The 19,063-nt window shown below is 60.7% G+C and carries 19 protein-coding genes; 15 read left to right on the forward strand and 4 right to left on the reverse strand.

The features are described 5' to 3' along the window. The first annotated feature begins 5 nt into the window (after positions 1–5). The 3 genes from H7C18_RS04830 to melA all read left to right on the forward strand — a co-directional run bounded on the left by H7C18_RS04830 (position 6) and on the right by melA (position 3,173). The gene (locus H7C18_RS04830) at positions 6–902 is read left to right on the forward strand and encodes an ABC transporter permease (protein ID WP_185127881.1); all 897 of its coding nucleotides are present in this window, start codon (positions 6–8) and stop codon (positions 900–902) included. Positions 903–918: 16 nt separating this feature from the next. Then, positions 919–1,800: a carbohydrate ABC transporter permease gene (locus H7C18_RS04835; RefSeq protein ID WP_185127882.1), complete on the forward strand. Its 882-nt coding sequence runs from the start codon at positions 919–921 to the stop codon at positions 1,798–1,800. A gap of 74 nt (positions 1,801–1,874) precedes the next feature. Then, positions 1,875–3,173, forward strand: a complete 1,299-nt coding sequence (melA, locus tag H7C18_RS04840; protein ID WP_185127883.1) for an alpha-glucosidase/alpha-galactosidase — start codon at positions 1,875–1,877, stop codon at positions 3,171–3,173. A 401-nt stretch (positions 3,174–3,574) separates the two neighbouring features. Here the strand turns inward: melA and H7C18_RS04845 are convergent, their stop codons facing one another. Beyond that, positions 3,575–4,738 (reverse strand): ROK family transcriptional regulator, encoded by a 1,164-nt coding sequence (locus H7C18_RS04845; RefSeq protein ID WP_185127884.1) that lies wholly within the window; start codon positions 4,736–4,738, stop codon positions 3,575–3,577. Positions 4,739–4,897: 159 nt separating this feature from the next. Here H7C18_RS04845 and xylA point away from each other — a divergent pair, with 159 nt between their 5' ends. The 3 genes from xylA (at position 4,898) to H7C18_RS04860 (ending at position 8,498) form a co-directional block, all read left to right on the forward strand. Next, on the forward strand, positions 4,898–6,217 hold the full coding sequence (gene xylA, locus H7C18_RS04850; protein ID WP_185127885.1) for a xylose isomerase: 1,320 nt from the start codon (positions 4,898–4,900) through the stop codon (positions 6,215–6,217). 68 nt (positions 6,218–6,285) lie between these two features. Further along, positions 6,286–7,785: a xylulokinase gene (xylB, locus tag H7C18_RS04855; RefSeq protein WP_185127886.1), complete on the forward strand. Its 1,500-nt coding sequence runs from the start codon at positions 6,286–6,288 to the stop codon at positions 7,783–7,785. Between the two features lie 188 nt (positions 7,786–7,973). Further along, complete coding sequence (locus tag H7C18_RS04860; protein ID WP_185127887.1) at positions 7,974–8,498, forward strand: hypothetical protein; 525 nt, start codon at positions 7,974–7,976, stop codon at positions 8,496–8,498. 15 nt (positions 8,499–8,513) lie between these two features. Here H7C18_RS04860 and H7C18_RS04865 read toward each other — a convergent pair whose 3' ends face one another. Beyond that, on the reverse strand, positions 8,514–9,794 hold the full coding sequence (locus tag H7C18_RS04865; RefSeq protein ID WP_185127888.1) for a BaiN/RdsA family NAD(P)/FAD-dependent oxidoreductase: 1,281 nt from the start codon (positions 9,792–9,794) through the stop codon (positions 8,514–8,516). A gap of 234 nt (positions 9,795–10,028) precedes the next feature. Here H7C18_RS04865 and H7C18_RS04870 point away from each other — a divergent pair, with 234 nt between their 5' ends. The 6 genes from H7C18_RS04870 (at position 10,029) to acpS (ending at position 14,340) form a co-directional block, all read left to right on the forward strand. After that, positions 10,029–11,672, forward strand: coding sequence for an ATP-binding protein (locus H7C18_RS04870; RefSeq protein WP_185127889.1), 1,644 nt, complete (start codon positions 10,029–10,031; stop codon positions 11,670–11,672). Between the two features lie 66 nt (positions 11,673–11,738). Further along, positions 11,739–11,867, forward strand: coding sequence for a hypothetical protein (locus H7C18_RS35480; RefSeq protein ID WP_273385754.1), 129 nt, complete (start codon positions 11,739–11,741; stop codon positions 11,865–11,867). A 24-nt stretch (positions 11,868–11,891) separates the two neighbouring features. Next, a complete protein-coding gene (locus H7C18_RS04875) occupies positions 11,892–12,335 on the forward strand; it encodes a DUF3905 domain-containing protein (protein WP_185127890.1) in 444 nt (147 codons plus the stop codon). 246 nt (positions 12,336–12,581) lie between these two features. Then, on the forward strand, positions 12,582–13,016 hold the full coding sequence (locus tag H7C18_RS04880; RefSeq protein WP_185127891.1) for a BrxA/BrxB family bacilliredoxin: 435 nt from the start codon (positions 12,582–12,584) through the stop codon (positions 13,014–13,016). Positions 13,017–13,123: 107 nt separating this feature from the next. After that, positions 13,124–13,933, forward strand: coding sequence for an ammonia-dependent NAD(+) synthetase (gene nadE / locus H7C18_RS04885; protein WP_185127892.1), 810 nt, complete (start codon positions 13,124–13,126; stop codon positions 13,931–13,933). A gap of 11 nt (positions 13,934–13,944) precedes the next feature. Then, on the forward strand, positions 13,945–14,340 hold the full coding sequence (gene acpS, locus H7C18_RS04890) for a holo-ACP synthase (protein WP_185127893.1): 396 nt from the start codon (positions 13,945–13,947) through the stop codon (positions 14,338–14,340). Positions 14,341–14,471: 131 nt separating this feature from the next. Here acpS and H7C18_RS04895 read toward each other — a convergent pair whose 3' ends face one another. Next, the gene (locus H7C18_RS04895) at positions 14,472–14,864 is read right to left on the reverse strand and encodes a c-type cytochrome (protein WP_238357469.1); all 393 of its coding nucleotides are present in this window, start codon (positions 14,862–14,864) and stop codon (positions 14,472–14,474) included. Positions 14,865–14,952: 88 nt separating this feature from the next. On the opposite strand from H7C18_RS04895, the gene H7C18_RS04900 reads away from it, so the two are divergent. Then, positions 14,953–15,816, forward strand: a complete 864-nt coding sequence (locus tag H7C18_RS04900; protein WP_185127895.1) for an AraC family transcriptional regulator — start codon at positions 14,953–14,955, stop codon at positions 15,814–15,816. Between the two features lie 98 nt (positions 15,817–15,914). Continuing rightward, positions 15,915–17,126, forward strand: a complete 1,212-nt coding sequence (gene mutY, locus H7C18_RS04905; RefSeq protein WP_185127896.1) for an A/G-specific adenine glycosylase — start codon at positions 15,915–15,917, stop codon at positions 17,124–17,126. A 355-nt stretch (positions 17,127–17,481) separates the two neighbouring features. Here the strand turns inward: mutY and H7C18_RS04910 are convergent, their stop codons facing one another. Next, a complete protein-coding gene (locus H7C18_RS04910; RefSeq protein WP_202886934.1) occupies positions 17,482–18,096 on the reverse strand; it encodes a superoxide dismutase in 615 nt (204 codons plus the stop codon). 393 nt (positions 18,097–18,489) lie between these two features. Between H7C18_RS04910 and H7C18_RS04915 the strand changes: the two genes are divergently transcribed. After that, positions 18,490–18,912 carry a GNAT family N-acetyltransferase gene (locus tag H7C18_RS04915; RefSeq protein WP_185127897.1) on the forward strand — a complete coding sequence of 141 codons (423 nt, stop codon included), beginning with the start codon at positions 18,490–18,492 and terminating at the stop codon, positions 18,910–18,912. Positions 18,913–19,063: the final 151 nt, after the last annotated feature.

The raw sequence follows: 19,063 nt of genomic DNA on the forward strand, positions 1-19,063 counted from the left end.
GAACGATGAGACGCAGAAGCTTCCGGGAGCTGCCTCTGCACCTGATGATTTTGCCGGGATTCGTCTTGGTGTTCGTCTACAGCTACATTCCGATGGCCGGAATCGTCATGGCTTTTGAGAGACTGGTTCCGTCCAAGGGGATGTTCGCGTCCCCTTGGGTCGGATGGGAGAACTTCGAATACATGCTGCATCTGCCCGACACCGTTCAAGTGCTGTGGAACACATTGTTTATCGCGGCGATGAAGATGACGGCAGGAATCGCGGTGCCGGTCGCGTTCGCGCTTCTGCTCAACGAAGCGCGGAGCCGGCTGTTCAAGCGAAGCGTGCAGACGATCATCTATTTCCCGCACTTTTTGTCCTGGATCATCTTGAGCGGCATCCTGATCGACATCCTGTCTCCGTCGTCGGGCATCGTCAACGAAGCGCTCGGCTGGTTCGCCATTCCGCCGATCTACTTTCTGGGCGACGCCCATTGGTTCCCGTTCGCCATGGTCGCTTCCGATACGTGGAAAGAGTTCGGCTACGGCACGATCGTCTACTTGGCGGCGCTCAGCGGCATCAATCCCGCTCTGTACGAGGCGGCTTCGATGGACGGAGCGGGACGGATTCGCCAGACGCTTCACGTCACGCTGCCCGGCCTGCTGCCGATGATCGTGCTGATGTCGGTGCTCAGCTTGGGCAACGTGCTCAACGCGGGCTTCGATCAAATCTACAATTTGTACAGCCCGCAGGTTTACGAGACCGGGGACATCATCGATACGCTGGTATTCCGGATCGGCGTCGAGAACGCCAATTACGGGGTCGCCACGGCGGTCGGGCTGTTTAAATCGGCCGTATCGTTCGTCATGATCGGCGCCTCGTATTTGCTGGCTTACCGGCTGACCGACTACCGGATTTTCTGAAGGAAGGAGGAGGGTCATGAGACAGACCTCGACGGGCAGGCGGATTTTCCTCTTCGGCAATTATTTGTTCCTCGCGGCGGCGGCGGCGGCCTGCCTGTTCCCCATGCTGAACGTGCTGGCGGTCTCGTTCAGTTCGAGCTCGGCCGTCTCTGCGGGCGAGGTGAAGCTCTGGCCGATCGGCTTCACGCTGAAGTCGTACGAGTTCGTCATCGGCAAGCCGGAATTCGGCAGGGCGTTTCTCCTGTCGCTGGCCCGGGTCGCCGCCGGCGTGCCGCTGAACATGCTGCTCACCATTCTGGTTGCGTATCCGCTGTCCAAGGAACGGAAGGATTTTCGCTTCCGCAACGCTTACGCCTGGTATTTTATCTTGACGATGCTGTTCAGCGGCGGACTCATTCCTTGGTACATGACCATCAAGATGACGGGGATCATCGACACGTTCTGGGCGTTGATTCTGCCCGGGGCGGTACCCATCTTCAACGTGATTTTGCTGCTTAACTTCTTCAAATCGCTGCCGGACGAGATCGAAGAGGCGGCGGAGATGGACGGAGCGGGACGTTGGCAGGCGCTCTGGCGCATCGCCGTTCCGCTGTCGGCGCCGGCGGTCGCCACGCTGACTCTGTTCTGCATCGTCACCCACTGGAATTCCTGGTTCGAGGGGCTCATTCTGATGAACGATCCGAGCCGCTACCCGCTGCAGAGCTATCTGCAGACCGTCATCGTGGGTCGCGATCTGTCGCTCCTGACCTCGACGGACATTGCGCGCTGGTCGGAAATTTCCGATCGGACGTCGAAGGCGGCCCAGGTATTCGTCGCGATGGTGCCGGTTTTGCTCGTGTATCCTTTTTTGCAGAAGTATTTCGCCGAAGGGATCGTCATGGGCAGCGTCAAAGGATAAGCCGAGCCGATCCCCCTCGCCGGGACCGACAATCGAAGCGGGCGCCGGGAGAGAGAAAACGAGGAGAGAGAATCATGTTAAAAATCGCTTTTATCGGAGCGGGAAGCACCATCTTCGCCAAAAACGTGCTCGGAGACTGCATGATGACGCCGGCGCTCGCCGAGGCGCACATCGCGCTCCACGACATTGACCTGCAGCGGCTCAAGGAATCGGAGACGATGCTGCAGAACCTGAACCGCAACAACGGGAACAAAGCGACGATCATAGCTTACGCCGATCGGCGCGAGGCGCTGAAGGGCGCAACGTACGTGGTCAACGCCATTACGGCGGGCGCGTTCGAGCCGTACATTCGGGGCGATCACGAAATTCCGCGCAAATACGGCCTGAAGCAGACGTATGCGGACACGCTCGGGATCGGCGGACTGTTCCGGGGCTTGCGGACGGCGGGGCCGATGCTCGAATTCGCCCGTGACATGGAGGAGCTGTGTCCGGACGCGTGGTTCCTGAATTATACGAACCCGATGGCGATTTTGACGGGGGCGCTGCTGCGCGGTTCCGGAATCAAGGCGGTCGGCCTGTGCCATAGCGTTCAAGTGTGCGCGAAGGAGCTGCTGGAGGGCCTGGGCATGAGCGCCGACAACGTGCGCTGGCGGATTGCCGGCATCAATCACCAGGCTTGGCTGCTCGACATTACGCGGAACGGCGAGGATCTGTATCCGGAGATCAAGCGGCGAGCGGCGGCGCGGCCGGGCCCCCACGACGACATGGTGCGCTACGAGATCATGAACGCATTCGGCTGTTACGTGACCGAATCGAGCATGCACGGAGCGGAGTACGTGCCCTATTTTATCAAGAATGCGTACCCCGAGCTGCTCGAGCGCTACAACGTGCCGACGGAGAATTACAAGGGCTGGGGCAACAGCCGCGAGGAATATTGGGAAAAGGTCATGAGCGAGCTGGTCAACAACGCGGAGATCGCCCATACCCGCACGCACGAGTATGCCTCGTACATCATGGAAGCGATGGAGACGAACGTGCCGTTCAAAATTGCGGGCAACGTTCTGAACACCGGAGGCCTCATCTCCAATCTGCCGGAAGAGGCGTGCGTGGAGGTGCCCTGCCTGGTGGACGGCAGCGGCGTCACGCCGACGCGGTTCGGCGCGCTGCCGCCGCAGCTGGCGGCGCTCAACCGCACGAACATCAACATGCAGCTGCTGGCGGTGGAAGCGATCTTGACCGGCAAGCGGGAGCATGTCTACCACGCCGCGCTGCTGGATCCGCACACGTCGGCGGAGCTGCCGATCGACCGGATCAAGGCGCTCGTCGACGAGATGATCGAGGCGAACGGCAGCATGCTGCCGGCATTCAAATAAAGAGCGCGGTCTTCGTTAGCGGCTGGAAGAGGCCACAGGCCCCGGTTATTCAAATACCTGCAATAATGCAGGTTTTGATTCGTCGAATCGGTCTCCTGCGATAATTCCTGCAAAAATGCATCTTTTTCGGGCGTCTAAGCCCCGTTGGAGCGGTTTGCGTAGAAAAAGCCTGCACATTTGCAGGCTTTTTGTGCGGATAGACCGATTTCAGGTATAAAGCCTGCACTTTTGCAGGCTTTTGTGCGGGTTGCCGAATGGGGCGAGGCGTAAAGCCCGCTTTTGCAGGTCTGGGCGTTGCTGCCGAAGGGACGGGCCCCAGAATCACACGAGTTCAGCCGGCCGGAGAAGGATGCGAACGGGAACACGCCGACTTCAGCCGGCAAGAGAGAGCCGGGAACGAATCAAGCCGACTTCAGCCGGTCGAAGAAGGCGGCGATCGCGAGCTCGACGGCGCCCATGACGGCGGAGCGGTCGCCCAATTCCGCGAACAGCAGGTGCGCGTTGCGGAGATGGAAGCCGAGCGCGCGCTCCTCGACCGTGCGGCGCATGGCCGGCTCCAGCCAAGCCTGCGCGCGGCTGAGCCGGTTGCCGATGATGACGGCGTTCGGATTGAACACGTTGACGATGTTCGCGATGCCGACGCCGAGATATTCTCCGATGTCGGCCAGGAGCGCCTGCACCTGTGCGTCGCCGTCTTGGGCGGCGGCGAGCAGCGCGTTCAGGTCGCGGGGATACCCCGACTCGGCGGCCCGTTCCAGCAGCGCCTGCTCGGAAGCGTACAGCTCCCAGCAGCCGCGGTTGCCGCAGCGGCAGGGTTTGCCGTGGGCGTTCACCGACAGGTGTCCAAGCTCGCCGGAGAAGCCGGATTCGCCCTTGTACAGCTCCCGGTGCAGAATCAGTCCGGTCCCGATGCCGATCCCCACGCTCACGTACACCATATTCGAGATGCCGCGGCCGATGCCGTACTTCTGTTCGCCGAGCGCGCCTACGTTCGCTTCATTATCGATCAGCACGGGAACGTGGAACGCACGGTCCAGCGCTTCGCGCAGCGGAACGTCCCGCCAGCCCATGTTGGGCGCGAACAGGACGGAGCCGTTCCGGTCGACGAGGCCGGGAACGCCGACTCCGATCCCGACGACGCCGAACGGGCTGGCCGGCGCCTCGTCCATCAGCTGCCGGATGAAAGGGCGCAGCACCTTGAACACTTCCTCGGGATCCGGATCGGTTAGCGGAATTTCCCGTTGGGCGACGACGCGTCCCCGCAGGTCGGTCAGCACTCCCCGCAAGTAATTCACGCCGAGATCGATTCCGACCGCGTAGCCGGCCTCCGCGATGAATTCCAGCAGCACGGGCTTGCGGCCGCCGCTCGACACCCCGGTTCCGATCTCCCGCACCAGCCGGTTGTCGATCAGATCCTGCACGAGCGAGGACACCGTCGCTTTGTTAAGGCCGGTCGTATCCGAGATTCTGGCCCGGGAGAGCGGTTCGCCCAGCAAAATCGCTTCCAGCACGATCGCCGTATTCATTCGTTTGATGAGCGCCTGATCGCCCGTCTTCGTTGTCATGCCGATGAGACCCCTTTTATTTTTCCGGAATAGGAATGCCTTCATCATACCACAATAAATTAGGTTGGCAACTTTGTTTAGTCAATAGACAAACTAAGAAGCAAGTGTTATGCTAAGGCCAAGGCAATCCATCTACCTATTATAGGAGGCCACCCATCGATGAGCTTTTTCCCGAACGTACCTCAAATCAAGTTTGAAGGCCGCGATTCCAAAAATCCGTATTCCTACAAGCATTACAATCCGCAGGAAGTCGTCCTCGGCAAAACGATGGAGCAGCATCTCCGTCTGGCCGTCGCTTACTGGCACACGTTCAACGCGAACGGAACCGACCCGTTCGGCGCCGGCACGATGGTGCGCAGCTGGGATTCGCTGTCCCAGCTCGACCGTTCCAAGGCCCGCGTGGAAGCGAACTTCGAACTGCTCGAGAAGCTGGGCGTTCCGTTCTATGCGTTCCATGACGCGGACATCGCTCCGGAAGGCGCGACGCTCGCCGAGACGAACAAGAACATCGACGTTATCGTCGCCAAGCTGAAAGAGTTCCAGCAATCGACCGGCAAGAAGCTGCTGTGGAACACGGCGAACCTGTTCACGAACCCTCGTTACGTCCATGGCGCCAGCACTTCGAGCAACGCCGAAGTGTTCGCTTACTCCGCCGCGACGATCAAGAAGATGCTCGAAGTCGGCAAGGAACTCGGCGCCGAGAACTATGTTTTCTGGGGCGGCCGCGAAGGCTACGAGTCGCTGCTGAACACCGATATGGGGCTGGAGCTCGACAACCTGGCCCGCATGCTGCATATGGCCGTCGACTATGCGAAGGAGATCGGCTTCACCGCCCAATTCCTGATCGAGCCGAAGCCGAAGGAGCCGACCAAGCACCAATACGACTTCGATGCCGCTACCGCGCTGAACTTCCTGCGGACGTACGGCCTCAAAGATCACTTCAAGCTGAACATCGAAGCGAACCATGCGACGCTCGCCGGCCATACGTTCGAGCATGAGCTTCGCGTCGCCCGCCTGAACGGCGCGCTCGGCTCCATCGACGCGAACCAAGGCGATTACCTGCTCGGCTGGGATACGGACGAGTTCCCGTTCGATCTGTACAGCACGACGCTGGCGATGTACGAGATTCTCAAGAACGACGGAGGACTGGGCAAAGGCGGCGTCAACTTCGACGCGAAAGTCCGCAGAGCTTCGTTCGAGGACGAAGACCTGTTCTTCGCTCACATTGCAGGCATCGACGCCTATGCCCACGGCTTGAAGGCAGCGGCCAAGCTGATTGAAGAGCGCGTCCTGGACAACATCGTCGACGCCCGCTACAGCAGCTACCGCGAAGGCATCGGCGCCGAGATCGTCGCCGGCAAGGCGAGCCTCAAGTCGCTCGAAGAGTACGTGCTGAACAAGCAGCAGCCGATCAAGAACCAATCCGGCCGCCTGGAGCAAATCCGCGCGACGTTGAACGAAGTCATTTTCAGCGTGTAATTTCTAATAAGGAAACGAATCGCCCCTCGGCCTGTCCGGGGGGCGATTGCCCCGAGGAGGACTATCGGATGAAATACGTCATCGGCGTCGACTTGGGCACGAGCGCGGTCAAGACGCTGCTCGTCGCTCAGGACGGAACCGTCCGCGCGGAAGCGACGCGGGAATATCCGCTTTATCACGAGAAATCGGGCTGGAGCGAGCAGGAGCCGGAAGATTGGGTTCGAGGCACGCTGGAAGCGCTTCAGGAACTGGCTTCCCAGGCGGGTGTCGGCCCGCAGGACATCGAAGGCATCAGCTTCTCCGGCCAGATGCACGGCCTTGTTCTGCTGGATGCCGAGAATCGTCCGGTGCGCCGCGCCATTCTCTGGAACGACACCCGCACGACGGCGCAGTGCCGCGAGATCGAGAAGACGCTGGGAGACAAGCTGCTGGCCGTCACCCGCAATCCGGCGCTCGAAGGCTTTACCTTGCCGAAGATTCTGTGGGTGCGCGAAAATGAACCGCAAGCGTTCGAACGCGCGGCTCGTTTCGTGCTGCCTAAGGATTATGTGCGCTATCGCCTGACGGGCGGCATTCAGATGGACCTGTCCGATGCGGCCGGCACGCTTTTGCTGGACGTGGCGAACAAGCGCTGGAGCGATGAGGTGCTCGGCGCATTCGGGCTTGGCGCAGCGCTGTGCCCGCCTTTGGTCGAAGCCGGCGCCCAGGTCGGCACGCTTAGCGAGGATGCGGCTGCGAAGACAGGACTGAGCGCGCAGACGCGCGTATTCGCGGGCGGAGCGGACAATGCCTGCGGCGCGATCGGCGCGGGCATTCTGAAGCCGGGACTGACGCTGTGCAGCATCGGCACGTCCGGGGTTATTCTTACTTACGAAGCGGATGCGTCCGCCGACTATAAAGGCAAGGTGCATTTTTTTAACCACGGCAAGGAGAACGCCTTCTACGCCATGGGCGTGACGCTGGCGGCGGGCTACAGCCTGAGCTGGTTCCGCTCCACGTTCGCCAAAGGCGAATCGTACGATTCGCTGCTCGCGGGAATCGAAGACATCGCTCCGGGGTCCGACGGCCTGTTGTTTACGCCGTACATTGTCGGAGAGCGGACCCCCCACGCCGATTCGGCGATCCGCGGCAGCTTCATCGGCATGGACGGCGCCCACACGAGGGCGCATTTTGCCCGGGCCGTCATGGAAGGCATCACCTTCTCGCTGAACGAGTCGGTGGAGATGTTCCGCCAAGCCGGCAAAACGGTGGACACGATCGTCTCCATCGGCGGCGGAGCCAAAAATCCGGCCTGGCTGCAAATGCAGGCCGACATTTTCCAAGCCGAAGTGGTGGCGCTGGAGAACGAGCAGGGGCCGGGCCTCGGCGCGGCAATGCTGGCTGCGGCCGGCTGCGGCTGGTTCCCGAGCCTGGACGCTTGCGCGGACGTCTTCGTGAAGCGCGCGAGCTCGTACCGGCCGGATCCGGCCCGTTCGGCGCGCTATGCGGAGCTGTTCCGGATTTACCGGGACGTCTATGCGCACACCCGGGATCTGAACCATGCTTTGGCGGCTTTTCGCAAGCAATAGCAATAGCCAATTGATCACAGGCCAGCCGGATATCCCGGCTGGCCTGTTTGGTATTGCCTTAGGGAGGCGATGCGGTCCGGCCCGGCCTGGATCTCTTCTTCGCTTCAAGCTGAGCCGCGATCGCGGTTTTGCTCTCGATAAAGCGGCCGTACATGGAGACGCTGCCCGGGGGAAAGGATAGGTACGGTATGGCGACTTTAACGGGTCAGGAGCGGAGAAGGATGGGCCACACGGCGATATTGTTTCAATTCCCTCATGAAAAGGCGGCCATGCAGGCTTTCGAAACGCTGCGGGATCTCGGATACGATCCGCAGCTGCACGAAGGAGGACGGCTGCATATCCACGTCGAGGGCGAGGATTTGACGTCCGCGCTGGAGATCGTGCAAGCGCACGGAGGAGAGTGGGTCGAGCAGGCGGCCGCCCCAAACGCGTCGTTCGCGTCATCGGCCTGCGAGCCGGATGCGATCCCGATTCCCGCCCATCTTGTCAACGAGGATTGGGAGGAAGGCTCGACGTACGGGATGGAAGCGGGAGCGGAGCTCGGCGAGCGGAGCGGCTTCGAGACGCGAGCGGAACAAGAAGGCCGGCATTCATCCGCAGAAGAGGAATCGGCGGCTGACCGGGCGGCCGAGTCGCCCTTGGATGCGGAAGAGCGGGAACTTCGCGGCCTGAAGCCGGATTCGGGCAGTTACGATCACTTCGAAGCTAGATAACGGCACAGCGTGCCGCTAACGATTCATGTCTTCGCGGGCGGCAAGGCCGGCTTCGGCGGCGGCGGTTCCGGCGGCGTGGCCCGTGGAGAAGGCGGCGGTGATATTGTAGCCGCCCGTATAGCCGTGCACGTCGAGCACTTCCCCGCAGAAGTAAAGGCCCGGCGCGATTCGCGATTCCATTGTCTTGGGATCGACTTCTTTCACATGAACCCCGCCGCCCGTAATGAACGCTTCCTCGATCGAGAGCGTGCCCGACGCGTTGACCGGCAAGCTCTTGCAGAGGCTTGCAAGCGTCTCCCACTTCGCTTTCGGCACGTTGGCCACTCCGGCGTCCGGGTCCATTCCGGCCAGCCGAAGCAGCAGCGGAACGAGACGCTCGGTCAGCTTCTGGCGCACGAGCGTCTTGACCGCCTTGCGGGGGTCCGAACGCGATGCGGTTCCCCACTCGGCGGCCAGCCGCTCGACCCTCTCGCCGGGGAACAGGTCGATCGCCACCGTCGCCGGACCCCGCCCTTCGCGCAGCGTCTTGACCACGAACTGGCTGCAGCGAAGAGCGGCCGGACCGGACAAGCCGAAGTGCGTGAAAATCATATCCCCTTCATGGGAGACGACTTTTTTGCCCTTCCCGTCGAGTACGGTCAGCGTCACGTCGCGCAAGCTCAGCCCCTGCAGCTCCCGGCTTGCGATCCAAGGCTCGTCGGAGGTGATCGGCACCTCGGTCGGATACAGTTCCGTCACCGTATGGCCCGCCTCGATCGCCCAGCCGTAGCCGTCGCCCGTCGATCCGGTCTGCGGAACGGACTTGCCTCCGGTCGCGACGATGACGCAGCGAGAAGCCAGCGTCTCCCCGTCCGCGAGCCGCACGCCCGCAGCGCGTCCCGCCTCGAACAGAACCCTCTCCACCTTCCGGTGGGTCAGCACCGTCACGCCCAGATCCTTCACCCGGTTCACCAGCGTATCGACGACGGTCTTCGCCTTGTCCGTAGCCGGGAACATGCGGCCGTGATCTTCTTCCTTCAAGGCGATGCCCCATCCTTCGAACGTCTCGGCGATGTCCCGGCTTCCGAACCGCGTCAGCGCGCCGATCAGGAACCGCCCGTTGCCCGGGAGGAAGCGGATCAGCTCCTGCGGCTCCTTGTTGTTCGTTACGTTGCATCTGCCGCCGCCGGAAATCCCGAGCTTGCGCCCCAGCTTATCCCCTTTGTCCAGGAGCAGCACGTCCGCCCCTTTTTCGGCGGCGGCGATGGAAGCCATCAGTCCGGCCGGTCCGCCGCCGATTACGATCACGTCCCGCATTTGTCGTTCTACCGCGCTTTCCGATTTCGAATTTTTTCAAACGTTTTCTACCTATTGTAACGTTCGTTGCCGCGAAAGGAAAGCAATCGCCGCAGGACCTGACCAGGATCTTGCCGCATTCATTGTAATCTTGCAAATCTTATGATTTAATCAGATTAAATATAAAAGTTACTTACCGGGTCTATCGATAGAGTTTGGTGAATCAGGCATCCGTGGAAGCGGAGGGTCATCGGTGTGTGGCAATATACGCTGCTTCAAATTTTCATTGCGCTAATGCCGATTGGAGCCTTGCAATTCTGGCTGAACCATCCCGCCAGAGCCCGGTACACGCCCGCCTTCATGGCGGCGGCGAGCGGCGTGTCGATGCTGCTCGGCATGTTCCACTCGAACGGGCTCGAACGTTTCGACCTGCGAATGGTGCCCTTCCTGATCGGCTCCCTGTATGGAGGAATCCCCGGCGCGTCGGTGATGACGGTGCTTTATGTGGCGTCCCATCTCGGCCAGATTGGAGACGTATTCATCTCCGTGATGCTGGGCGTATTTCTGCTGGGTCTCGTTCCCTTTCTGTTTAGTCTAATCTCCACCTTCCAGCATGCCGGTCTTCGCGGGAAGCTGACTCTGTCCATGAAGCTGGCAGCCGTTGCCGTACTCATTCCTTTTATCGAATCATGGGACTTTCTGCCCCGGGGAGAATCGATCCTGCGGATTTCGGTCAGCGGAATTTTCGTGCTTGTCATCGTCGAAGCGTGCGTCGCATGCTCCGTTTATTTGATCGAGAGCGGACTTGGAAGAATGAGGCTGGAATCCGAGCTTCGGCGCGTCCAGGCGGAAAGGGACGCGGAGACGAAGCGCCTTCGTCAGTTCGCCGAACTATCCCCCCTTGCGGTTCTCTTCGTGAATGAAGAAGACCAGGTCACTTATCTCAACAAGCTCGCGCTCGAATGGCTGCCTCCCGCAAACAGGCAAGAAGCGGCGGGTGCCCCGTACCCGGAAGTCTTCAAGCCGCTGGGCGACGAAGCGCTGGCAGGCGCCGTGGGCCGCGTGCTGCGTGGAGAAGATCAGCTTTACCACATGCTTCGCTTGGGCGGCCGGATGTATTACGTCGTCGTCTCCGAATGGAAGAGGCCGCTTGACGGACGCGCGGAGGGCGCGGTTTTGCTCGCCCAGGACGTGACGGAGCTGCAGCGTCTGAGAGACGAACTGGGCAAAATGGAGCGCCTTAGCCTGGTCGGCCAGATGGCGGCCAGCATCACGCACGAGATTCGCAACCCGATGGCGGTGATCCGGGGCTTCATTCAACTGCTCAACGAGAGAAGCCAGAAGGACCAGCAGTCTTATTTTCACATCATTCTGCAAGAACTGGACCGGGCCAACGGCATCATCAACGACTTCCTGTCGCTTGCGCAGAACCGGATCGTGGAGAAAAGCGACTGCGATCTGCACGAGCTGCTGGAAGACCTGATGCCGCTCATCTGGGCCGACGCCAACATGAGGGGGCAGTCGGTCGAGCTGCAGCTGTGCGAACGGGTGGATTCGCTGGAACTGAACATCAAGGAGATCAAGCAGCTTGTGCTCAACTTGTCGCGCAACGGCATGGAGGCGATGAACGACAAAGGGGTTCTTCGCATCGAGACGCTGGACTTCCCCGATTCGGTGGAACTTCGGGTGACCGACAACGGAACCGGCATCCCTCCGGAGAAGCTTGAGCATCTATTCGAGCCTTTCTATACGACGAAGACGAACGGCACCGGCCTCGGGCTTGCTCTCTGCCTCAGCATCGTGGAGCGGCACCGCGGGAAAATTCGCGTCGAATCGAAGCTCGGAGAAGGGACGATGTTCGCGGTCACTTTCTGCAAGCCCGGCAGGGATTGCTGGTAACGATGCATAAGAGCGGGGAATAGGAGCATAATAGACGGGACTTATCCAACGAAGGAGGAAGCCCCCATGCCCAATCCGCAAGGTCCTTCTCCGCTCGGGAAAACCCGCTCGGAGCCAAGCGGGAACAAACGCCGCGAACCGAACGCCCCCGGATACGACAAAAAGCTGGACGGACCGAACCGGCCCTCCACCTGAAAAAGGGAGGACAGGACGATCGCCATGACGGATAACCAAAGGAAACCGCAGAAGGGCGCCGTCCCTGCCCCGGGAAAGGACGATTCGGCTCTCGATCCGTTCGAGATCGAGTTCCGTCCCGAATTTCACGCGAATCGGGGGCCGCACGAGCCCTTCGTCAATTCGCACGGGGTTGTCATCGGAGACCATGATTACGAATCGCCGCAGTCTCCTCTCGAGAATTGGAGCGCCAAGACGGATCCCGCGGTAATGGCGGGAGACGAATGGGTGCATCCGTACAAGGATATCGGCTTCCGGACGAGCGAGAACCGCGACCTCTTCGAGAACGGCATCGCGCCGCGAACGGGAACGTTCGGGCATCCGACGCACCAAACGGCCTACGCCGGGCGATCGGGCGGCCGGTCTCCGGAAGACGAAGAAGAGGAAGACGCTTATTATTCCGTGCCCGAAGTGCTGGACGAGCCCTGACGCTTAACGTCAGGGTTTTTTAATTCCCCCAAAAGTGACGCGATGCTTCGAAGCGTATTCCGATTACTTTTGGGGGAGCCCCCGATAAATCCCCCCAAAAGTGACGCGAAGCTTCGAAGCCGATTCCGATTACTTTTGGAGGAGCCCCCGAAGATCTTTTTTTGACGGGTATTTAAAAGAAGCAGTATAATGTAAGGAAGCGGAACGGACCCGCCAATATTCGTAAACGAAGGAGAGGGAATATAGATGTCGATGTCATTCGAACGGTACATGCTGGACATGGTACAACCGATGCGCGACGAGCTGACCCGGGTCGGCATTCAAGAGCTTAGGACGCCGGAGGAAGTGGAGAACGCCATTCCGGATGCGAAAGGGACGACGCTTGTCGTGGTCAATTCCGTCTGCGGCTGCGCGGCCGGAATGGCGCGCCCGGGCGTGGCGCAAGCGCTGCAGCATGACGTGCTGCCCGATCATCTTTACACGGTATTCGCCGGTCAGGATAAGGAAGCGACGGCGAAGGCGCGCGAGTATTTCGCGCCGTACCCGCCTTCTTCCCCTTCGATCGCTCTGCTGAAGGACGGCGAGCTGGTTCACTTCATCGAGCGGCATCAGATCGAGAACCGCAGCGCGGGCGAGATCGCCGCGGACCTCGCCGACGCTTTCGACCGCTACTGCCGGTAAATCATAACGATCCCGCGGGCGCGTACGCCTGCGGGAATTTTTTCATCGATAAGAGGGCATAAAGTACCGGGTAAAGCAACCATTCGTTTGCGAACGGAGTGAAGATGATGAGCCTGCAGCAAGAAATTATCGCGAAGCTCGGCGTGAAGCCGCAGATCGATCCGGACGAGGAGATCGCGAGACGGGTCGCTTTTTTGAAAGATTATGTTCGGAAAGCGGGAGCGACCGGGCTGCTCATCGCCATCAGCGGGGGAATCGACAGCGCGGTGGCGACGGGGCTGTGCAAGCGCGCGACGGACGAGCTGTCGCAGGAGACCGGCAAAGAGTACATAACGCTCGGCGTATTCCAGCCGTACGGAGAGCAGGAAGATATCGCCCACAGCTACGAAGTGGCGGAGGCGTTCGCGCTGACCCGCAAGGTGGAGACGAACATCGAGGAAGCGGTGGACGAGATCGCGCTGGAGACGGAATATGCGTTCAAGTCGCTCGGCATTCATCGTCATATCAGCCGCGGCGGCAAGGGCAACGTCAAGGCGCGGACGCGGATGGTCGTTCAGTATGCGCTCGCCTTCGACATGAATCTGCTGGTCGTCGGCACGGACCATGCGTCCGAAGCGCTCACCGGCTTCTATACGAAGTGGGGAGACGGCGCGGTCGACATTACGCCGCTCAGCACCTTGAACAAGCGGCAGATTCGCCAGATCGCGGCTCGGCTCGGCGTTCCCGCGAGCGTTATCCGGAAGGCGCCGACGGCGGGCTTGTGGGAAGGGCAAACGGACGAAGCGGAGCTGGGCGTCTCGTACGACGCCAACAGCGACTACCTCGAAGGCAAGGAGATCGACCCGGCCGCCCGCGAGAATCTGGAGCAGCGCTATCTCCGCACGGAGCATAAGCGGTCGCCCATTCCGGGCATCTGACGGATAAGCGGATGATCGTAGGCGTCGGGCTGGATGTGGTGGAGCTGGAACGGATGGAGAAGCTGCTGGCCGGTTCTGCGGGCGCAAGGTTCGTCGCGCGGGTACTGACGGAAGGGGAGCTGGAGCGCTTCCGCGGACTTCCGCCCCGGCGCGCGGCCGAATTCGCGGCGGGGCGCTTTGCGGCCAAGGAAGCGGTGGTGAAAGCGCTTGGCTGCGGTATCGGAGCGAAGGTCGGCTTTCAGGACTTGGAGCTGATGCCGGACGAGCGCGGCCGGCCGGGCTGCCGGATGACCGGGCCGGCCTGGGAACGGCTCGGCCTTGCGTCCGAACGCCACGCGATCCACGTGGCCATCACCCATGAGCGCAGCCTCGCCGCCGCCACCGCGATCGTAGAACGCATTGGGTAAGCTTAGGCTCGGCCGTCCGAAGGAGGCCGGCGAATGACAGTGCCAAATTGTGGAATCGTTCCCAGAAACGAATCGGACAAACGACCCGCTGGCGATGCGCTGTTTTTCACCGGACCGTTGGGCGGCCGAGTTTATTTATGGCCGGCCAGCCAGCTGGCCAGCGCATCGATCTGATCCGGCTTCAGCTTGCCGGAGAAAGCGGGCATCAAGCTGCCGCCGTTCTCGATCTGCGCGCGGATCTGATCTTCGGTCATGCGGGAGCCCACTTTCTGGAGGTTCGACTCGTCGCCCATCCTTCCCTGAAGCTCGGTGCCGTGACAGGAGATGCAGCTGGTCCGGTAAAGCTTCACCGTCTCCTCGGGACCTTCGAGCGGCTTGGAGGAAGCGGCCGGAGAAGAGGAACCGCCGCCGCTTCCGCAGGCGGCCAGCAGGATGGCGGCGATGCCCAGCCCGAGCAGGGCCGCGGCCGGACGCCGTAAGGCCGGACGGGCACGAATGGCAGTGAGGATTGGAAGTTTATACAATTTAAATCTTCTCCTTGTCTCGCTTATAATGAGAAACAGCACGCCCACAAAGATGATCGCAACTAGGAAGACAGCACGGGGAGCAGACATGACTATAAGCTATTTTACCATATTAAAAAATCATCTCGAACATATGCAGATCGAAATGGTGGCCGCCGCCGAGTCGGCCGCGGACGAAGCGGAGCCGCTGACGGAAGGGCCGGAGGTGTGCGAGTGCACGCGGATGCTGCTCGTTACGTCGGGAGAAGGAACGCTGGCCGTCGACGGAGAGGAAGAGCCGCTCAAGGCGGGAGACTGCTGCATCATCTTGTCGGGAATGCCGCATACGGTCGAAGCCGGTCCCGGCAGCCGATTGGTGTTCAAATGGTGCCATTTTCACGCCAGCTTCGGAGACCGGGAATTGTACAAATGGCTTCGTCTTCCGCGAATCGTCCATATGGTCCAGGACGAGGCGGCGGGCCTGATGGACAAGATCATCTATTACGTCTCGCACGAAGGATTGACGTCGCGGCTGCGGATCAAGGCGGCTATGCTGAATTTGTTCAGCCTGTATTTGGAACGGGTTCCGTTCGGGATCGAAGCGAGCTATCCGGAGAAGCCTTCCCAGGAGCTGGAGAAGATCGACACGGTGCTCCGCTACATCGACGGTCATCTCGCCGAAAATATCACAGTAGAGGATTTGGCGAGGCAAATTTTCTTGCATCCGAACTATTTTATCGTTTTTTTCAAAGGAATGATGGGCTGCTCGCCGATTCAGTACGTCAAGCAGCGGCGGATGGAGACGGCGCGCGCGCTGCTGCTCCGGCCGGATTGCAGCATATCGGACGTGGCCTGCCGGATCGGCATGAAGATCTACTATTTCTCGCGCATGTTCAAGTCGCATACGGGGCTTACGCCCAGCAAGTATCGCAAGCTGGCGTCGGTGACGGCGGGGAGCGCGCCGAGAAGCTGACGACGGAACGCGGCGGCCTTGCCGGAGTTTCGGAGCGTCGCGCGAAGAGGAGATTGGCATCAGGGTCTGTCGGCAAGAGGGACGAGCAGGAGGATGACATGGACGAGACGGAGCTGAAACGGTTTTTTGGCCGGGAGCTGCTGGATTGGTACCGGAGAGGCAACCGGGATTTGCCGTGGCGGCGCAGCCGCGATCCTTATTATATATGGGTATCGGAAATCATGCTGCAGCAGACGCGGGTCGAGACGGTGATTCCGTATTTCAACCGGTTCGTGGAACGATTCCCGACGGTTCGGGCGCTCGCCGAAGCGCCGGAGGAGGACGTGCTGAAGCTGTGGGAAGGGCTCGGCTACTACTCGCGCGCGCGCAACCTGCAGGCGGCGGCGCGGGAAGTGGCGGAGCGGTACGACGGCCGGGTGCCGAACGATGTCGAGGCGGTGCGGGGACTCAAAGGCGTAGGACCGTATACGGCCGGAGCTATCTTAAGCATTGCTTTCGGCCGCCCGGAGCCGGCCGTGGACGGCAACGTGATGCGGGTGCTGTCCCGGTATTTCTGCCTCGACGAGGACATCGCCCGTCCCGCGACCCGCACCGGCATGGAGAAGCTGGCGCGGGAGCTGATCCCCGAGGGCGCCGCGGGCGACTTCAACCAGGCGCTCATGGAGCTCGGAGCGCTCGTCTGCACGCCGCGCTCGCCGCACTGCCTGACCTGCCCGGTCATGGCGCATTGCGAGGGCCGGATCGCCGGACGGGAAGAGGAGCTTCCCGTCAAGAGCAAGGCGAAGCCGCCCAAGCCGCAGCACCGGCTGGCGGTACTGGCCGTGCGCGCCGACGGCCGCGTGCTCGTGCGCCGGCGGCCGGCGCAAGGATTGCTCGCGCGGCTGTGGGAGCTGCCGCACGTGGAGGCGCCGAGCGAGTCGGTATGGGACTCGCCCGAGGCGGGGCCTTCCTGGCTCGCGGAGACGCTCGTGCTCGAAGAAGGGGTGCGCGTGCGTCCGAACCGGCATCTGGGCGACGCGGAGCATGTTTTCACGCACCTGCATTGGTACGTGCGGGTGTGGGGCGCTTCCGGCGCCTCCCTGGAGGCGCCCGCGCAGCGGGACTTGGCGGCTGCGGGGGAAGCTGCCGCCGCTTCCGCTTCGGCAGAGGGGCAGGAAGCCGCGCTGCCTTTTGCCGTGCGGGAAGCCGCCTTCCCCTGGGGAGAGGCAGGGGAGGACAACTATCGCTGGATCGACCGGGCCGAGTTCGAAGCGCTGGCCTGGCCCAACGTGTTCCGCAAAATCCTCGCCGCCCACTTCGAATCCAGCTAGCTTTCACGCTCGTCCCCTCGGACGTAGGGAGATATTCTCGTGAGCGCCGGAAGGGCAGCCATCACGCCGACCCTTCGCCGAGGTGGCGGCCGAGTCGCTTGCTTACGCTCCAAATGATCGCATCCGTCAGAGGCCTCCTTTCCGCGGGGCGAGCTAACGATGTATCGCATCGCAAGCGCGCCGGTTTGCCGCTTAAGCCCGACGAATTGCCGCTGCTTGCGATGATTTGCATCGCCAGCGTATCGCGCGTAGCCGAGGAAGGCACTGCTAACGATGTTTCGCATTGCATACAAAAAAACCGCCCGTTCCTCGAAGGAGGAAGGGCGGTTTTTCGCTGCGGCTTCTTAAAGCCCGCTTACTTCTTGGCGGCGTCGTACAGAGAGCCGACTTTGCTCCAGTTGACGACGTTCCAGAACGCGCCGATGTAGTCCGGACGCTTGTTCTGATACTTCAGGTAATAAGCGTGCTCCCATACGTCCAGGCCGAGCAGCGGCGTGTCGCCTTCCATGATCGGGCTGTCTTGGTTCGGGAGGCTGTAGACTTTCAGCTTGCCGTCTTTGCTCAGCGCGAGCCAAGCCCAGCCGGAGCCGAAACGCGTCGTAGCAGCGGCGGCGAAAGTCTCTTTGAACTTCTCGAAACCGCCCAGCTCGCTGTCGATCGCGGCTGCGAGAGTGCCGGTCGGAGCGCCGCCTGCGTTCGGGCCGATCACTTCCCAGAACAGGGAGTGGTTCGCATGGCCGCCGCCGTTGTTGCGAACGGCGGTGCGGATGCTTTCCGGAACGGAGTTCAGGTCGGCGATCAGCGCTTCCACGCTCTTGTCGGCCAGCTCCGGAGCGGATTCCAGCGCTTTGTTCAGGTTCGTTACGTAAGTGTTGTGGTGGCGATCGTGGTGGATCTCCATCGTAAGCGCGTCGATATGCGGTTCCAGTGCGTTGTTGGCGTAAGGCAGCGGGGGCAATACATGTGCCATAATTGAAATCCTCCTTTAAATTGTAAATATGTAGCCTACCCGTATTATCCCTGATTTTCGGCATTAAAGCAACGTTGATGTATGTAAAGTCGCCGGGGCGGGGAGCCAAACCTCCTTACAGCGTCCCCAGCGGTTTCCAATTTCATGCATGCCTGGTATGCGATATTTGGCCTAAAAACCCGGGATCAAGCCGAATTTCGACATGTATTCACAGAAAGCGCTTCATATGAAGCGCTTACACTCGCATTCCCTCGTTTTCTTTAAATTTATTTTAGGATTTCTTTATAAAAGGGGAGAAATTTTCGAAAAGTTGTCGTAAAATTAACTTTGTGTTAAATCGGTTTGGTCGCTGCGACGTCGGTCTTTCTAAACTCAGCCGAGGAGATTTAGGACATGAGAATTCGTGCTTTCCAACTTGCGGACTATAAGTCCGTAACCGAGCTTCTGGAAGTGGCTTTGTCCGAGGAGTGCTGCGAAGAGACGATGGGGGCTTTCGCCAGGCAATTATCCTGGGACAGCGAATTGATTCTTGTTGCGGAGAGAGAAGGGGCGATCGTGGGGGCCATGATCGGGACCATCGACCAGAACAAAGGGTACCTGTACCGGGTCGCCGTACATCCGGACAATCGCCGTCAAGGGGTCGGACGCGCGTTGGTGGCGGCGATGAACCAGCGTTTTCGCCAGCGGAACGTGTTCAAGATCCTGATCGCGGGGGACAAGCACAACGAGCTGCTGCTGCCGTTCTACCAATCGTTCGGCGAACTTCTGATCGATTTCGTCAAGCTGTCGAAGCCGCTGGCCATTATGGCGGTATAGGACGCGAATCCCAAGCGCCCGCAACCAGGGGCGGACAAGCCTGCCGGCATGCGTCGGACCGGCCAATCGAGGAAAGCATATCTTACGTGCATGGAGGCGCCGCGATTTCGGTTGCTTTTGGCCATAAGATATGCTTTTCTTATAAGTAAAT

This window comes from Cohnella zeiphila, assembly GCF_014212055.1.
GTDB lineage: Bacteria > Bacillota > Bacilli > Paenibacillales > Paenibacillaceae > Cohnella > Cohnella zeiphila.

What these genes read in the sequence shown, in the direction of transcription:
- H7C18_RS04875 (WP_185127890.1), top strand. Translation starts at nt 11,892, where the DNA reads ATGACGGATAACCAAAGGAAACCGCAGAAGGGCGCCGTCCCTGCCCCG.
- H7C18_RS04835 (WP_185127882.1), top strand. Translation starts at nt 919, where the DNA reads ATGAGACAGACCTCGACGGGCAGGCGGATTTTCCTCTTCGGCAATTAT.
- mutY (WP_185127896.1), top strand. Translation starts at nt 15,915, where the DNA reads ATGGACGAGACGGAGCTGAAACGGTTTTTTGGCCGGGAGCTGCTGGAT.
- melA (WP_185127883.1), top strand. Translation starts at nt 1,875, where the DNA reads ATGTTAAAAATCGCTTTTATCGGAGCGGGAAGCACCATCTTCGCCAAA.
- H7C18_RS04910 (WP_202886934.1), bottom strand. Translation starts at nt 18,096, where the DNA reads ATGGCACATGTATTGCCCCCGCTGCCTTACGCCAACAACGCACTGGAA.
- H7C18_RS04845 (WP_185127884.1), bottom strand. Translation starts at nt 4,738, where the DNA reads ATGACAACGAAGACGGGCGATCAGGCGCTCATCAAACGAATGAATACG.
- H7C18_RS04915 (WP_185127897.1), top strand. Translation starts at nt 18,490, where the DNA reads ATGAGAATTCGTGCTTTCCAACTTGCGGACTATAAGTCCGTAACCGAG.
- H7C18_RS04830 (WP_185127881.1), top strand. Translation starts at nt 6, where the DNA reads ATGAGACGCAGAAGCTTCCGGGAGCTGCCTCTGCACCTGATGATTTTG.
- nadE (WP_185127892.1), top strand. Translation starts at nt 13,124, where the DNA reads ATGAGCCTGCAGCAAGAAATTATCGCGAAGCTCGGCGTGAAGCCGCAG.
- xylB (WP_185127886.1), top strand. Translation starts at nt 6,286, where the DNA reads ATGAAATACGTCATCGGCGTCGACTTGGGCACGAGCGCGGTCAAGACG.
- H7C18_RS35480 (WP_273385754.1), top strand. Translation starts at nt 11,739, where the DNA reads ATGCCCAATCCGCAAGGTCCTTCTCCGCTCGGGAAAACCCGCTCGGAG.
- H7C18_RS04900 (WP_185127895.1), top strand. Translation starts at nt 14,953, where the DNA reads ATGACTATAAGCTATTTTACCATATTAAAAAATCATCTCGAACATATG.
- acpS (WP_185127893.1), top strand. Translation starts at nt 13,945, where the DNA reads ATGATCGTAGGCGTCGGGCTGGATGTGGTGGAGCTGGAACGGATGGAG.
- H7C18_RS04860 (WP_185127887.1), top strand. Translation starts at nt 7,974, where the DNA reads ATGGCGACTTTAACGGGTCAGGAGCGGAGAAGGATGGGCCACACGGCG.
- H7C18_RS04880 (WP_185127891.1), top strand. Translation starts at nt 12,582, where the DNA reads ATGTCGATGTCATTCGAACGGTACATGCTGGACATGGTACAACCGATG.
- H7C18_RS04865 (WP_185127888.1), bottom strand. Translation starts at nt 9,794, where the DNA reads ATGCGGGACGTGATCGTAATCGGCGGCGGACCGGCCGGACTGATGGCT.
- xylA (WP_185127885.1), top strand. Translation starts at nt 4,898, where the DNA reads ATGAGCTTTTTCCCGAACGTACCTCAAATCAAGTTTGAAGGCCGCGAT.